The organism is Rahnella victoriana, assembly GCF_004330295.1.
Lineage (GTDB): Bacteria > Pseudomonadota > Gammaproteobacteria > Enterobacterales > Enterobacteriaceae > Rahnella > Rahnella victoriana.
The window spans coordinates 18,687-33,092 of the sequence record NZ_SJOJ01000037.1; the positions used below are offsets into that span (position 1 = coordinate 18,687).

15 protein-coding genes and 1 riboswitch are annotated in these 14,406 nt (G+C 54.0%); of the genes, 6 read left to right on the forward strand and 9 right to left on the reverse strand.

Going from position 1 to position 14,406, the window contains the following annotated elements:
• Nucleotides 1-128: 128 nt before the first annotated feature.
• From thiH to rsd, 7 genes are all read right to left on the reverse strand, one after another.
• Nucleotides 129-1,271, reverse strand: coding sequence for a 2-iminoacetate synthase ThiH (gene thiH, locus EYY67_RS22710; RefSeq protein WP_095924287.1), 1,143 nt, complete (start codon nucleotides 1,269-1,271; stop codon nucleotides 129-131).
• The gene (locus EYY67_RS22715; RefSeq protein ID WP_095924288.1) at nucleotides 1,268-2,047 is read right to left on the reverse strand and encodes a thiazole synthase; all 780 of its coding nucleotides are present in this window, start codon (nucleotides 2,045-2,047) and stop codon (nucleotides 1,268-1,270) included. The genes thiH and EYY67_RS22715 overlap by 4 nt, the downstream gene beginning before the upstream one ends.
• A 1-nt stretch (nucleotide 2,048) precedes the next feature.
• The gene (gene thiS / locus EYY67_RS22720; protein ID WP_119823105.1) at nucleotides 2,049-2,249 is read right to left on the reverse strand and encodes a sulfur carrier protein ThiS; all 201 of its coding nucleotides are present in this window, start codon (nucleotides 2,247-2,249) and stop codon (nucleotides 2,049-2,051) included.
• Entirely contained in the window at nucleotides 2,246-2,995 is a 750-nt protein-coding gene (locus EYY67_RS22725) for a HesA/MoeB/ThiF family protein (RefSeq protein WP_095924290.1), read from the reverse strand. Before EYY67_RS22725 ends, thiS begins: the two co-directional genes overlap by 4 nt.
• Nucleotides 2,988-3,641, reverse strand: a complete 654-nt coding sequence (thiE, locus tag EYY67_RS22730) for a thiamine phosphate synthase (protein ID WP_131694440.1) — start codon at nucleotides 3,639-3,641, stop codon at nucleotides 2,988-2,990. Before thiE ends, EYY67_RS22725 begins: the two co-directional genes overlap by 8 nt.
• On the reverse strand, nucleotides 3,638-5,590 hold the full coding sequence (thiC, locus tag EYY67_RS22735) for a phosphomethylpyrimidine synthase ThiC (protein WP_131694441.1): 1,953 nt from the start codon (nucleotides 5,588-5,590) through the stop codon (nucleotides 3,638-3,640). Before thiC ends, thiE begins: the two co-directional genes overlap by 4 nt.
• A 112-nt stretch (nucleotides 5,591-5,702) precedes the next feature.
• Nucleotides 5,703-5,829, reverse strand: a riboswitch (TPP riboswitch).
• A gap of 73 nt (nucleotides 5,830-5,902) precedes the next feature.
• Nucleotides 5,903-6,418: a sigma D regulator gene (gene rsd, locus EYY67_RS22740; RefSeq protein ID WP_095924293.1), complete on the reverse strand. Its 516-nt coding sequence runs from the start codon at nucleotides 6,416-6,418 to the stop codon at nucleotides 5,903-5,905.
• 105 nt (nucleotides 6,419-6,523) lie between these two features.
• Here rsd and nudC point away from each other — a divergent pair, with 105 nt between their 5' ends.
• The 6 genes from nudC to EYY67_RS22770 all read left to right on the forward strand — a co-directional run bounded on the left by nudC (nucleotide 6,524) and on the right by EYY67_RS22770 (nucleotide 10,964).
• Nucleotides 6,524-7,309: an NAD(+) diphosphatase gene (gene nudC, locus EYY67_RS22745; protein ID WP_119823099.1), complete on the forward strand. Its 786-nt coding sequence runs from the start codon at nucleotides 6,524-6,526 to the stop codon at nucleotides 7,307-7,309.
• A gap of 71 nt (nucleotides 7,310-7,380) precedes the next feature.
• The gene (gene hemE, locus EYY67_RS22750) at nucleotides 7,381-8,445 is read left to right on the forward strand and encodes a uroporphyrinogen decarboxylase (protein WP_119823097.1); all 1,065 of its coding nucleotides are present in this window, start codon (nucleotides 7,381-7,383) and stop codon (nucleotides 8,443-8,445) included.
• A 9-nt stretch (nucleotides 8,446-8,454) separates the two neighbouring features.
• Nucleotides 8,455-9,135 carry a deoxyribonuclease V gene (gene nfi / locus EYY67_RS22755; protein ID WP_131694442.1) on the forward strand — a complete coding sequence of 227 codons (681 nt, stop codon included), beginning with the start codon at nucleotides 8,455-8,457 and terminating at the stop codon, nucleotides 9,133-9,135.
• A 70-nt stretch (nucleotides 9,136-9,205) separates the two neighbouring features.
• Nucleotides 9,206-9,796, forward strand: coding sequence for a YjaG family protein (locus EYY67_RS22760; protein WP_095924297.1), 591 nt, complete (start codon nucleotides 9,206-9,208; stop codon nucleotides 9,794-9,796).
• Nucleotides 9,797-9,986: 190 nt separating this feature from the next.
• Complete coding sequence (gene hupA / locus EYY67_RS22765) at nucleotides 9,987-10,259, forward strand: nucleoid-associated protein HU-alpha (protein ID WP_013577396.1); 273 nt, start codon at nucleotides 9,987-9,989, stop codon at nucleotides 10,257-10,259.
• A gap of 18 nt (nucleotides 10,260-10,277) precedes the next feature.
• Complete coding sequence (locus tag EYY67_RS22770) at nucleotides 10,278-10,964, forward strand: DUF1481 domain-containing protein (protein ID WP_242675628.1); 687 nt, start codon at nucleotides 10,278-10,280, stop codon at nucleotides 10,962-10,964.
• Between the two features lie 65 nt (nucleotides 10,965-11,029).
• Here EYY67_RS22770 and purD read toward each other — a convergent pair whose 3' ends face one another.
• The gene (purD, locus tag EYY67_RS22775; protein ID WP_095924298.1) at nucleotides 11,030-12,319 is read right to left on the reverse strand and encodes a phosphoribosylamine--glycine ligase; all 1,290 of its coding nucleotides are present in this window, start codon (nucleotides 12,317-12,319) and stop codon (nucleotides 11,030-11,032) included.
• A gap of 46 nt (nucleotides 12,320-12,365) precedes the next feature.
• Nucleotides 12,366-13,955, reverse strand: a complete 1,590-nt coding sequence (purH, locus tag EYY67_RS22780) for a bifunctional phosphoribosylaminoimidazolecarboxamide formyltransferase/IMP cyclohydrolase (protein ID WP_131694444.1) — start codon at nucleotides 13,953-13,955, stop codon at nucleotides 12,366-12,368.
• Nucleotides 13,956-14,406: the final 451 nt, after the last annotated feature.

Genomic DNA, 14,406 nt, shown 5'->3' on the forward strand with positions numbered 1-14,406 from the left:
CACCGGGATGCGTGGCGCCGGCCATCTGCGAATGTGCAGCGGCAAAAGCACAGTAATGCCCGCTGCGTGCTGGCGCGAGGAGCAAAATCACTTTATGGAATCTGCATTCCTGAGAGTTTATCAGTTTGTCATCCGGCGACATTTTCCTGCGAGACGCGCCCCAAAAAACTGTCCCAGTCTTTCCAGACCGGTTGCAGCCCGGCGCGGGTTAACGCGTTCGCCACATGTTGAGGCGAACGGTTGTCGTGCGGCGCAAATTGCTCCAGTTCAGGATGATCATCGGCATAGCCGCCGGGCTGTGTTTTGGATCCGGCACTGACGGTGTTGATCGCCAGCGGAATAACGTGATCCCGAAAATAAGGCGATTCACGTGTCGACAGTGAAAGCTCGACATCCGGCGCCAGCATTCTGAAAGCGCAAATCAGTTGTACCAGCTGATTTTCTTCCAGCAGGGAAGCCGGTTCGATGCCGCCGGTGCAGGGACGCAATCTGGGAAACGCCACCGAATAGCGGCTTTGCCAGTAAGATTGTTGCAGGTACAACAAATGCTCGGCCACCATATAACTGTCAGTCCGCCAGTTTCCTGAGAGGCCGAACAGCGCACCCAGCCCGATTTTATCGATTCCCGCACGCCCGAGCCGGTCCGGGGTTTCGAGCCGCCAGAAGAAATCCTGTTTCTGCCCGCGAAGATGATGCAAAGCATACGTCGGCGCATGATAGGTTTCCTGATAAACCAGCACGCCATCCAGCCCCAATGTTTTCAGCTCGGCATATTCTTCCTGTTGCAGCGGCTGAACCTCAATCATCAGCGAATCAAAATGACGTCTGATCGCCGGGAAGTGACGGCGAAAATAGTCCATGCCGACCTTTCCTTTGTGTTCGCCGGTGACCAGCAACAGATGTTTGAAGCCCAGCGTATTCAGCGCTTCGCACTCCCGCCTGATTTCATCCTCATCCAGCGTTTTACGTTTAATTTTGTTGCTCATCGAAAAGCCGCAATAGGTACATTCGTTGGCGCAAAGATTGGATAAATACAGCGGTGCGAAGAAATTCACCGTGTTGCCGAACCGCTGGCGCGTGAGTTGTTGCGCACGCTGCGCCATCGGTTCCAGATAAGGCAGCGCAGCCGGAGAAATCAGTGCCATGAAATCTTCCCGACTGATTTTGTTGCGGCTGAGCGCCTTTTCCACATCACGGGATGTTTTGCTATTGATGCGCAGGGAAATGTCATCCCAGTTCAGCGTTGACCAGACATCCGTAAAATTATTCATGACAACGCCTGCGAGGTATTAAGGAAACCGGTCAGCGGACTGGACGCGCTGGCGTGGCGTTGTCTGCCACCCAAACCGCTCTGGCGGGCGATAACCCCGGCCTGAACCGCCAGCCGGAACGCGGTGGCCATCGCGACCGGATCGCCCGCGACGGCAATCGCGGTGTTGACCAGCACGGCATCAGCACCCAGTTCCAGCGCCTCCGCAGCCTGACTCGGCGCACCAATACCGGCATCAACAACCACCGGAATGCGCGCCTGTTCGATGATAATTTGCAGAAACTCGCGGGTTTGCAGTCCCTGATTGGAGCCAATCGGCGCACCCAGCGGCATAACGGCGGCACAACCCGCTTCTTCAAGACGCTTACACAAAACCGGATCCGCGCTGCAATACGGCAAAACAACAAAACCCTGTTTCACCAGAATCTCTGCGGCTTTCAGCGTTTCGACGGCATCGGGAAGCAGATATTTTACATCCGGATGAATTTCCAGTTTTACCCAGTGGGTACCCAAAGCTTCTCTTGCCAGTTGTGCGGCGAACACTGCTTCTTCCGCCGTTTTTGCCCCCGATGTATTGGGCAGTAACCGCACGCCGAGTTGTTGCAGCGGGGAAAGAATGTCATCACCACCGCGACGCAGATCGACGCGCTTCATCGCCATGGTCACCAGTTGAGAACCGGATGCCGCCAGCGCCTGTTGCATCAGCGCAGGGCTGGCGAATTTCCCGGTTCCGGTAAAAAGGTGCGACGTAAATGTGGTATCAGCAATTTTTAACATGTCAGCCTCCGGCTATCGCCTGAAAAAGCAGGATCTCATCACCGTCTTCCAGCCAATGTGCAGCCCAGTGATCACGGGGGATAATGACCTGATTGACTGCCAGTGCGCTGCCCGCCGGATTCAGCGCCAGCAGATTGAGCAGGGCATGCAGCGTAATTGGCTCTGCGACGTGATGCGGTTCGTCATTAACCAGAATGTTCACGGATGGCCTCCGCAAACAGAACAGGCTGGAGAACGCGTGAGTTGCAACGATCGCCAGTTCTGTGTTTTACCGTCGAACAGCCGCAACTTTCCGCTCAGTGTTGATGGTAACCCGGCAAGAATTTTCAGTGCTTCCAGCGCCTGAAGTGTGCCGAGGGTGCCGACGACCGGCCCGAGCACACCCGATGTGCGGCAGTTGCGCTGCACCGTTTCCTGATCCGGATACAGACAGGCATAACAACCGTGTACGTAGGGAGCGTCGAGTACCAGAAGCTGGCCACTGAATCCGACGGCGCTGCCGCTGATCAAGGTTTTCCCCGCATCCACGCAGGCTTTATTGATCGCATGTCGGGTTTCCATGTTATCGCTGCAATCCAAAACGATATCGGCACCCGACACGGCTCCGGTTAACGCTTCCCCTGCCAGCCGTTCTGTCAGGGCTACGGCTTCACACAACGGGTTGAGGCGCAGCAGTTCGCGCTTTGCCAGCGTCGCTTTGTTCTGATCAAGGTCTGCCGTGCGATAGAGGATTTGTCGCTGAAGATTGGTGATATGCAGCTGATCGTCATCGGCCAGAACCAGCGTGCCAACGCCGGCCGCCGCCAGATATAACGCGGCGGGAGAACCCAGCCCGCCGAGTCCGACAATCAGCACTTTCGCCGCCTGTAACTTTTCCTGCGCCTGCGGGCCAAATTCCTCCAGCATCAGCTGGCGGCTGTAGCGCATAAATGCCGCATCGTTAAGCATTTCCCGGCACCTTGCTGGCGCATAAAGCCAGCAGTTCGGCGGTGGCAGCGCGCCAGTCCGTTGCCTGTGTAATGGCGCTGACGACGGCAATGCTGCCGACGCCGCAGTCGAGAACCGACAGCGCGCGTTCAATGCTGATCCCGCCGATAGCTACCGTCGGGAATTTCCCGTCGAGTTGCTTAATGTGTCGGGCCAGTTCTGTCAGCCCCTGCGGTGCCGAAGGCATATCTTTGGTCTGCGTCGGGAAGATATGGCCGAGGGCGATATACGAAGGATTGACGGCGACAGCGCGCGCCATTTCATCATCGTCGTGGGTGGACACGCCCAGTCGTAAACCGGCCTGACGGATTGCCTCAAGGTCGGCAGTATCCAGATCTTCCTGACCCAGATGCACGCCATAAGCCTGATGTTTTACTGCCAGACGCCAGTAATCGTTGATGAATAACCGCGCCTGATATTTCGCTCCCAGCTCGATGGCATCAATAATGGCCGGTTCGGCTTCCTCATCGGGTAAGTCTTTCACGCGCAGTTGTAAGGTTTTAACGCCCGCTTCCAGCAGGCGGGCGATCCATTCCACCGTATCAACCACCGGATATAAACCGAGGTGAAAAGGAACGGCGGGGAAGGGTTGCGATGACTGATTCATTTGTTGATCTCCGTGGCAGGATGATAAAGCTCGCTGCCGCGTGAACGGAATTCAGCTGACATCTGCGCCATACCGGATTCAACGAGTTCTATTGGCTGGGCTTTGGCTTCCAGCGCGGCGGCGTAATCGCGAACTTCCTGAGTAATTTTCATCGAACAGAATTTCGGGCCACACATTGAACAGAAGTGTGCGACTTTGCCGGATTCCTGCGGCAGTGTTTCATCGTGGTAGGCGCGGGCGGTGGCCGGATCAAGAGCCAGATTAAACTGGTCTTCCCAGCGGAATTCGAACCGCGCTTTTGACATGGCGTTATCGCGGATTTGTGCCCCCGGATGGCCTTTGGCTAAATCGGCGGCATGGGCTGCGATTTTGTAGGTAATCAAACCCTGCTTAACGTCTTCCTTGTTCGGCAGGCCGAGATGCTCTTTTGGCGTGACATAACAGAGCATGGCGCAGCCAAACCAGCCAATCATCGCGGCACCGATGCCGGAAGTGAAATGGTCGTAACCCGGCGCAATATCGGTGGTCAACGGGCCGAGGGTATAGAACGGCGCTTCGTGGCAATGCTCGAGTTCTTCGGTCATATTGCGGCGGATCATCTGCATCGGCACATGCCCCGGCCCTTCGATCATCACCTGAACATCGTATTCCCAGGCAATTTTAGTCAGTTCGCCGAGCGTGCGTAATTCGGCGAACTGCGCTTCGTCATTGGCATCCTGAATCGAGCCAGGACGCAGGCCGTCGCCCAGAGACAGCGAGACATCGTAAGCGGCGCAGATTTCGCAGATTTCACGGAAATGCTCATACAGGAAACTTTCGCGATGATGAGAAAGACACCATTTCGCCATGATTGAACCGCCGCGCGACACAATGCCGGTCAGGCGTCTGGCGGTCATCGGTACGTAGCGCAGCAACACACCGGCGTGAATGGTGAAGTAATCGACGCCTTGCTCGGCCTGTTCCAGCAGCGTATCGCGGAACATTTCCCAGTGCAGGTCTTCGGCCACGCCATTCACTTTTTCCAGCGCCTGATAAATCGGTACTGTACCGATCGGCACCGGGCTGTTACGCAGGATCCATTCACGGGTTTCATGAATATAGCGGCCGGTGGAGAGATCCATTACCGTGTCCGCGCCCCAGCGCGTCGACCACACCAGTTTCTCAACTTCTTCTTCAATGGATGATGTCACCGCCGAGTTGCCGATATTGGCATTCACTTTCACCAGAAAATTGCGGCCAATGATCATCGGCTCTGATTCGGGGTGATTGATATTGGCAGGAATGATGGCGCGACCGGCGGCGACTTCCTGACGCACGAATTCCGCCGTAATGTTGGCGGGCAGATGCGCACCAAAACTTTCGCCGGGATGTTGCTGGCGCAAAACCTCGCCGCGGATCCGCTCACGCCCCATGTTCTCGCGGATGGCGATGAATTCCATTTCAGGCGTAATTATGCCTTTGCGTGCGTAATGCAACTGCGTGACATTTTTACCCGACATCGCTTTGCGCGGGCGTGGCAGGTGTTCGAACCGGAGATGGTCCAGACCTTCATCCGCCAGACGCTGCTGGGTAAAGCCGGAGCTGACCTGCGGAAGTTCTTCCGTGTCCGCCCGCTCGTTGATCCATCGGGTGCGTAATTTTTCCAGACCGGTGTGTACATCAATCACTGCCGACGGATCACCATAAGGCCCGGCGGTGTCATAGACGGGGATTGCTTCGTTATCTTCGAACTGCGGATTGTCTTTGCCGCCGCCGACCAGTGTCGGGCTGAGCTGGATTTCACGCATCGGCACGCCGATATCGTCGCGGTCAGCGTGCAGATAAATACGGCGGGAGTTTGGAAAGGCTTCGCCCTGCAGGCTGTCGATAAATGACTGAGCCTGCGCGCGTTGTTCGCGGCGGTTTGACGATTTCTTTTCTGAAGTAACGGGTTTTTGGGTACTCGACATAGCAAATTCCTCGCAAAAAAACGTGATGGAAAATTGCTTGTCTGGAGGTTTACGGCAGGAGTAAAAATGGGCGGTGAAGCACGGGCGGCCTGATGCCAGATTGTGCTGAACGCATAACATTACTCTTGTTCCCTTCGCGGGTACTAACCCGATCAGGTTCCGCGGATCCCGAATTAACGGTCTCAGCCTGGCGTAATTCTCAACAGAAAATTATGCGCTAGGCACTCCGACAAGAAGCCTCAATATAGGAGGCGTTTTTTTAAACTACAAGTAAAACTGTAACCCTGAGCAGGGTCTTAGGGTGGTAACACGTTAAGCCGGTCTGGCGAGATCAGGTTCATTCGCCGGAGGTAACGCACCCTCCGCGGGCGGCTCGAAGGCCATGATAATTAATTGATCTTCCAGCTGAAAACGGGCATCTAACGCTTCACCGATATCCGATAATGCATAATGAAACGCGAAAGCATTGTCATCATCAATATCAGTTTCTGTGTAACTGTCATGGAAAGCCATGATAGCTTCAGTATTCAGTTCCAGTGCAGGATAGATTTTTGCCGCCTTCACTTTCTTCGGGCTGTCGGCACCATCGACTTCTTCAATGATGCGTGGATAAAGATGAAAATGCCCGGCAGAAAGATAGTCGACAAGGTGATGGCAAAAACTGTCCAGCGCCTTTTCATTCAAAGGTGTATGTTTTTCTTTATTGGGTTTCAGGCCGACCAGTGTGCAGTAAGAAACCAGCAATTCTTTACGCGCGTGTAGCCACTGATCGACTAATTCATTACTGCCACCAACGCGTTGGGTCAGTCTTTCCAGACGATTTAGCATGGTTGACTCCGTGAGCAATAAAAAAAGTAACCGAAAAGAAACGTTACTAATATGTAAAGATCACTCTCAGATTGTCAGTCCCGACGAGGTTATGCAACAACAATTATGGAATTACAGATTACTGAGCAACACAACGGCTGGTGGGTCATCAGTCAGGAAGGCAAGCTGTGGCTGCCTGAGGGCGAACTGCCGTTTGGCAGCGCTGCACAATTTTCTCTGACCGGTAAGACAGCGCGTCAGATTGGCGAATGGCAGGGCGAACCGGTCTGGCTGGTTCGTCAGGCGATGCCAAACCATATGGTTTCCGCCCGTCAGTTGCTGGATCAGGATCGCGGATTATTCCAGCTGGTCGGCCGTGGTGTGCAGCTGTCAGAATTTTACCGTTCACATCAGTTTTGTGGTTACTGCGGACATGAAATGCACGTCAGCAAAACTGAGTGGGCTGCGCTCTGCGGACACTGCCGCGAGCGCTATTACCCGCAAATTGCGCCCTGCATCATTGTGGCGATCCGCAAGGGCGATGAGATTTTGCTGGCGCAGCATGTCCGTCATCGTAATGGCATCCACACGGTGCTGGCGGGGTTCGTAGAAGTCGGCGAAACGCTGGAAGAAACCGTGGCACGCGAAGTGATGGAAGAAAGCAACATCCGCGTGAAGAATGTCCGTTATGTCAGTTCCCAGCCGTGGCCGTTCCCCAATTCACTGATGATGGCGTTTATGGCTGATTACGACAGCGGCGAGATAGTGCATGATCCGAAAGAGTTGCTGAATGCGGGCTGGTACCGCTTTGACGCCTTGCCGCAATTGCCGCCGCCGGGGACGATTGCCCGCCGTCTGATTGAAGATACCGTTGCGCAGTGCCGCGCAGAAAGCGAAGACGACGACGTCTAGCGTCAGTTTTGCGTGATAGAATGCCGTCAGATGATTGTCGGGCGGCCCGAATATTGAAGGAAAGAGCAAGAATGAATGAGTTGAAAAACGACCGTTACCTGCGTGCTTTGTTACGTCAGCCTGTGGACATTACACCGGTGTGGATGATGCGTCAGGCAGGTCGTTATTTGCCGGAGTACAAAGAAACCCGCGCTGAAGCCGGTGATTTTATGTCACTGTGCAAGAATGCCGAGCTGGCCTGTGAAGTGACTTTACAGCCGCTTCGTCGCTATCCGCTGGATGCGGCGATCCTGTTCTCCGACATCCTGACCATTCCTGATGCAATGGGGCTGGGGCTGTATTTCGAAGCCGGTGAAGGCCCGCGTTTTTCTTCCCCCCTGACTAACCGTGCTGATGTCGAAAAACTGCCGGTGCCTGATCCGGAAATGGAACTCGGGTATGTCATGAATGCCGTGCGCACTATCCGTAAAAACCTGAAAGGCGAAGTGCCGCTGATTGGTTTCTCCGGCAGCCCGTGGACGCTGGCAACTTATATGGTAGAAGGCGGCAGCAGTAAAGCCTTCACCAAAATCAAAAAGATGATGTACGCCGATCCGGCCACGTTACATCTGTTACTCGATAAAGTGGCAGACAGTGTCATTCTTTATCTTAACGCTCAGATCAAAGCGGGCGCCCAGTCGGTGATGATTTTTGATACCTGGGGCGGCGTGTTGACGCCTCGCGATTACCGCGAATTCTCCCTGAACTACATGCACAAAATCGTCGATGGCCTGATCCGTGAAAACGAAGGCCGCCGCGTGCCGGTGACTCTGTTTACCAAGGGTGGCGGTCAGTGGCTGGAAGCGATGGCCGCAACAGGCTGTGATGCGCTGGGTCTGGACTGGACCACCGACATTGCCGAGGCGCGTCGACGTGTCGGCGATAAGGTCGCGATTCAGGGCAATATGGATCCTTCCATGCTGTATGCCTCGCCGGTACGTATTGAGCAGGAAGTGGAAACCATTCTGGCCGGTTTCGGCAAAGGCAATGGTCATGTGTTTAACCTGGGTCACGGCATTCATCAGGATGTCCCGCCGGAAAACGCGGGTGCCTTCGTGGAAGCGGTACACAGCCTGTCCCGTCAATATCACGAGTAAAAAACCGGTATGATCGATACCCGTGCATTACGTGAAGAGCAACGGATCCTCGCAGATCAGATTGAACTGCAGGATCCACCCGGATTCACCACACCGGCGTTGATCGCTGGTGTGGATGTCGGCTTCGAACAGGGTGGCGAAGTGACGCGCGCGGCGGTGGCTGTTTTACGCTATCCGTCGCTGGAACTGGTGGAATACCAGATCGCCCGCATTCCTACCGTGATGCCGTATATTCCCGGTTTCCTTTCTTTCCGTGAGCTTCCCGCACTGTTACAAGCCTGGCAGCAGGTCTCTTCCCGTCCTGATCTGGTGCTGGTTGACGGGCAGGGGATCGCCCATCCACGTCGTCTCGGCGTCGCCAGTCATTTTGGTCTGATGATCGACGTACCGACCATTGGTGTGGCCAAAAGTCGCTTGTGTGGTCAGTTTCTGCCGCTGGGTGATGAGCAATACAGTCAGCAGGCGTTGTATGAAGGCGATGAACAGATTGGTTGGGTCTGGCGCAGCAAGCTACGCTGTAATCCCCTCTTTATCTCTCCGGGCAATCGCATCAGCATGGAATCCGCCCTTTATTGGGTGGCGCAGTGCATGCGGCAATATCGTCTGCCTGAACCGACCCGTTGGGCCGATGCGGTGGCATCAAACCGGGCGGCGTTTCAACGCTGGCAACGGTTGAGTGATGATCTTTAGGAATCAAGGAATAGGGATATTGATTTATTTCAGGTAAACTCCCGCGCAGAAAAGTTAACGAGATCAACTCATGTTACGTAATCCAATTCATTTACGTCTCGAAAAGCTGGAAAGCTGGCAACACGTGACGTTTATGGCGAGCTTGTGTGAACGCATGTACCCGAACTATCAGGCATTTTGCCTGGAAACCGGGTTTGGCGAAGCACAGCTTTACCGCCGTATTCTGGATTTAATCTGGGAAACGCTGGTGGTAAAAGACGCCAAGGTCAATTTTGACTCACAGCTCGAAAAACTGGAGGAAGCAGTGCCTTCTTCCGACGATTACGACCTCTATGGGGTGTATCCGGCCATCGACGCCTGTATTGCATTAGGCGAACTGATTCATTCGCGTCTGAGTGGCGAAACGCTGTCTCATGCGATTGCCGTCAGCGAGACGTCAATTCGTACTGTCGCGATGCTGGAAATGACCCAGGCCGGTAAAGAAATGACCGATGAAGAACTTAAGGTCATTCCTGCTGTTGAAGAAGAATGGGACATCCAATGGGAGATTTTTCGCCTGTTGGCTGACTGTGAGGAGCGTGACCTGGAATTAATAAAAGGGTTACGTTCTGACCTGCGTGAAGCCGCTGTCAGTAACATTGGCATAAATTTAGCGCAATAAGGCGAGAAAACGTGATTTAACGCCTGATTTGTCGTGCCTTAAGGCTTCACATCCGCACCCTGTCTGGTCTACATTTGGGGGGCGTAAAAAAAGTGGCTATCGGTGCGTGTATGCAGGAGGGTGCTGTCAATCGGCATATCCGTCGCACTCGATGCTTTGCAAACGATAAACACACTGTAAAGGATAACTTATGAACAAGACTCAACTGATTGATGTAATTGCGGACAAAGCTGATCTTTCCAAAGCACAGGCCAAAGTTGCTCTTGAATCTACTCTGTCTGCTATTACCGAGTCTCTGAAAGAAGGTGATGCTGTACAATTGGTTGGTTTCGGGACTTTCAAGGTAAATCATCGTAACGAGCGTACTGGTCGTAACCCACAGACTGGTAAAGAAATCAAAATCGCAGCTGCAAACGTGCCTGCGTTCGTTTCTGGTAAAGCTCTGAAAGACGCTGTTAAGTAATTGCTTGCAGTGAAAAGAATAAGCGAAGGGGTCTTTAAGCCCCTTCAGTTTATCACCCCCAGACTGGTAGCAGGTTTACTGGTGCTCGGTCTGGTGGGTTGCAGTTCTAAAAACACTTCCGAATTATTCTTTGCCAGCGGCTATGTGGCCGATCAAGGCATCAACCGGATCTGGCGCGAAGACAGCGCACAGAACGAGCCTCAAACGATCCTCAACGTCTACAGCCCCTATTACGGCGGCGATACGATCATTACCCGATACGAATTCCAGCAGGGCCAACTGCATCTGGTCAAAGAAACCCATGCGACCAAAACAGATTCGGGCGTTATGTTGCGTTTCGACGAGCAGGGCCATGTCAGCTTTATGCAGCGACAACTGCCTGAGCGCCGCGAAAAATTGTCCTCAGATGACGTTGAGCGCTATAAATACGAAGCGTCAAAAGTCCTGGATTTGAGCAGTGCGCTGAAGGCGGGAAATGTCCGGTTGATTCAGGCCCGCTGGCATAAAGGAATTATCACCACCTGCGCAGGCGAACAGGTTACTCCGGAGCTGACCGTGCGTTCTCAGGTCTGGCTGGCGAAACGCGCAAGCCGCAGTAACGATAATCTGGGCCTGGCCTGGCTGACGGCACCGGAAGGCAATGAACTGTTGCTGGTCGCCAATGAAGACTTCTGTAAATGGGAACCGAAAGAGTCTGATCTCTGATCCCGTTTTCGCAAAAGAAAAGGCACGCCGAAGCGTGCCTTTTTTGATCGTCAGGTGAGTCAGGGTTACTGATTGCGTTCGCGATCGATGGCACGGTAACCGATGTCTTTGCGACAGAAGCTGCCATCCCAGTGAATATCTTTCGCTAAATCATACGCACGGGCCTGAGCCGCTTCGACGGTTTTACCCAATGCGGTCACGCACAATACGCGTCCGCCATTCGTCACCACCCGCTCATCCTGCAGACGGGTACCCGCATGGAACACTTTCCCGTCCGGCACTTCTTCCAGCGGCAGACCATGGATAACGTCACCGTTTTTATAATCAGCAGGATAGCCACCGGCGGCCAGCACCACGCCCAGTGAAGGACGCGGATCCCACTCGGAGGTTTTATCTGCAAGACGGCCTTCAGCACCGGCCAGACAAAGATCCACAAGATCCGAACGCAGACGCAACATGATCGGCTGAGTTTCCGGATCGCCGAAACGGCAGTTGAATTCGATCACTTTTGGCTGACCATCGGCGGAGATCATCAGACCCGCGTACAGGAAGCCAGTGTATGTGTTGTTTTCCGCTGCCATCCCGCGCACAGTCGGCCAGATCACCTGATCCATCACGCGCTGATGGATTTCGTCAGTCACCACGGGTGCCGGGGAATACGCGCCCATACCGCCGGTATTCGGGCCGCTGTCGCCGTCACCTACGCGCTTGTGATCCTGACTGGTCGCCATCGGCAGCACATTGGTGCCGTCGACCATGACGATGAAACTCGCTTCTTCGCCATCAAGGAATTCCTCAATAACGATACGATGGCCCGCATCGCCGAACGCATTTCCCGCCAGCATGTCGTGAACGGCATCTTCAGCTTCTTTCAGCGTCATTGCCACAATGACACCTTTGCCCGCCGCCAGACCGTCAGCTTTGATGACAATCGGCGCGCCTTTGCTACGCAGATAGGCCAGCGCCGGCTCGATCTCGGTGAAGTTCTGATAATCTGCGCTTGGAATGTTATGGCGGGCCAGGAAATCCTTGGTGAACGCTTTAGAGCCTTCAAGCTGCGCGGCTTCCTGTGTCGGTCCAAAAATCTTCAGGCCCGCTGCACGGAAAGCATCAACCACGCCAATCACCAGCGGAGCTTCAGGGCCAACAATGGTCAGGCCGATGTCATTACTTTTGGCGAAAGCCAGCAAACCGGCGATGTCAGTGGCGGCAATTTCAACGTTTTCCAGCAAGGGTTCCAGCGCGGTGCCCGCGTTGCCAGGCGCGACAAAGACTTTATCAGCCAGAGGTGACTGCGATGCCTTCCATGCCAGTGCATGTTCACGCCCGCCGTTACCGATAATTAAAATATTCATTCGAGGACTCCGGGTGAGCGGGCGCATCGCACCCGCTGAAAGAAAATTAATGACGGAAGTGGCGCATGTCGGTGAACAGCATCGCAATGCCATGTTCGTTGGCGGCGGCAATCACTTCATCATCACGAATAGAACCGCCGGGCTGGATAACACAGGTAATCCCCACGGCTGCGGCGGCATCAATACCGTCGCGGAACGGGAAGAAGGCATCAGAAGCCATCACGGAACCGGCAACTTCCAGACCTTCATCGGCGGCTTTGATACCGGCAATTTTGGCAGAGTAAACGCGGCTCATCTGGCCGGCACCGATACCGATCGTCATTTTGTCTCGTGCATACACAATGGCGTTGGATTTCACGAATTTTGCGACTTTCCAGCAGAACAGCGCATCCGTCAGTTCCTGCTCCGTCGGCTGGCGCTCTGAAACCACACGCAGATCAGCCGCTTCAACCATACCCAAATCGCGATCCTGAACCAGCAGGCCGCCGTTGACACGCTTGAAGTCGAGTGCTTTGTGGCGAGACTGCCATTGTCCGCAGGTCAGTACACGCACGTTTTGTTTGGCAGCGGTCAACGCCAGCGCTTCGGCGCTCACGGATGGCGCAATGATCACTTCCACAAACTGACGGCTGATGATGGCTTTCGCGGTTTCAGCATCCAGTTCACGGTTGAAGGCAATGATGCCGCCGAAAGCGGACGTCGGATCTGTCTGATAGGCACGCTCGTAAGCAGCCAGAATGCTGTCGCCGATAGCCACACCGCAAGGGTTGGCATGCTTAACGATGACGCAGGCGGGTTCCGCGAATTCTTTCACGCATTCCAGTGCCGCATCAGTATCGGCAATGTTGTTATAGGAAAGTGCTTTGCCCTGAAGCTGGGTCGAGGTGGCAACAGACGCCTCGCTGACATTTTCTTCTATATAGAAGGCAGCGTTCTGATGGCTGTTCTCGCCATAACGCATATCTTGTTTCTTTATATAGCTGAGATTCAGTGTGCGCGGGAACTGGCCAGATGCGGATTCAGTATCGCCATGGTAAGCCGGTACCATTGTGCCAAAGTAGTTAGCGATCATGCCATCGTAAGAGGCTGTGTGCTCGAAGGCTTTAATCGCCAGGTTGAAACGGGTCGCCAGCGTCAGCGAGCCGCTGTGGGCATCCATCTCTTCTATAATAGAAGCGTAGTCACTGCTCTTAACCACGATCGCCACATCTTTATGGTTCTTCGCTGCCGAGCGAACCATGGTCGGGCCACCGATATCAATATTTTCTACCGCATCTTCCAGGGAACAGTCCGGGCGCGCGACAGTTTGTGCGAACGGATAAAGGTTAACGACCACCATGTCGATTGGCGCAATGGAATGTTGCGCCATGATTTCATCATCTTTCCCGCGACGGCCGAGAATGCCACCGTGAACTTTCGGGTGCAGGGTTTTGACGCGTCCATCCATCATTTCCGGGAAGCCGGTGTAGTCAGACACTTCAGTGACTGGCAGGCCAGCTTTCGCCAACAGGCTGGCAGTTCCGCCAGTGGAAAGTAATTCAACGCCACGCGAAGACAGGGCCTGGGCGAATTCTTCGATACCGGCTTTATCAGAAACACTGAGCAGGGCGCGGCGGATTGGACGAGATTGTTGCATGGTGGTTGTATCCTTGGCTTAGAGAGAGCAGAAAACTAACGCGCGAAATTGTAGCGAAAACGATTGCGCGACGCTCGCAAAATTTGAGATTCCTGCGGCTCTGTGGATAAATCTGTGCAAAACACGGTATAAGCAGTGTGTTTGCTGTGTAATGCAGCAAACGGTGTTTTTTCTTAAAATTAGCCCTTGCGGCCTGCTGAGAACTCCCTATAATGCCGCTCCATCGACAGGGAACAACGTGAACAACATCACGAAGTAACCGGTTCGGAAAGATTAAAAACAGTGATGACCGGATGAAATAAACGGTTGACACTGAATGAGGAAAGCGTAATATACGCCACCTCGAGTTAGCAAGCGAAAGCGCGTAACTCACTGCTCTTTAACAATTTATCAGACAATCTGTGTGGGCACTCACAAGACGATATCAGCCACTTCGGTGGCAAAAAATATC

Coding starts and splice junctions, on each gene's coding strand:
- EYY67_RS22715 (WP_095924288.1), bottom strand. CDS start 2,047: ATGTTAAAAATTGCTGATACCACATTTACGTCGCACCTTTTTACCGGA.
- hemE (WP_119823097.1), top strand. CDS start 7,381: ATGAATGAGTTGAAAAACGACCGTTACCTGCGTGCTTTGTTACGTCAG.
- thiH (WP_095924287.1), bottom strand. CDS start 1,271: ATGAATAATTTTACGGATGTCTGGTCAACGCTGAACTGGGATGACATT.
- EYY67_RS22725 (WP_095924290.1), bottom strand. CDS start 2,995: ATGCTTAACGATGCGGCATTTATGCGCTACAGCCGCCAGCTGATGCTG.
- thiE (WP_131694440.1), bottom strand. CDS start 3,641: ATGAATCAGTCATCGCAACCCTTCCCCGCCGTTCCTTTTCACCTCGGT.
- rsd (WP_095924293.1), bottom strand. CDS start 6,418: ATGCTAAATCGTCTGGAAAGACTGACCCAACGCGTTGGTGGCAGTAAT.
- hupA (WP_013577396.1), top strand. CDS start 9,987: ATGAACAAGACTCAACTGATTGATGTAATTGCGGACAAAGCTGATCTT.
- nfi (WP_131694442.1), top strand. CDS start 8,455: ATGATCGATACCCGTGCATTACGTGAAGAGCAACGGATCCTCGCAGAT.
- thiC (WP_131694441.1), bottom strand. CDS start 5,590: ATGTCGAGTACCCAAAAACCCGTTACTTCAGAAAAGAAATCGTCAAAC.
- purH (WP_131694444.1), bottom strand. CDS start 13,955: ATGCAACAATCTCGTCCAATCCGCCGCGCCCTGCTCAGTGTTTCTGAT.
- purD (WP_095924298.1), bottom strand. CDS start 12,319: ATGAATATTTTAATTATCGGTAACGGCGGGCGTGAACATGCACTGGCA.
- EYY67_RS22760 (WP_095924297.1), top strand. CDS start 9,206: ATGTTACGTAATCCAATTCATTTACGTCTCGAAAAGCTGGAAAGCTGG.
- nudC (WP_119823099.1), top strand. CDS start 6,524: ATGGAATTACAGATTACTGAGCAACACAACGGCTGGTGGGTCATCAGT.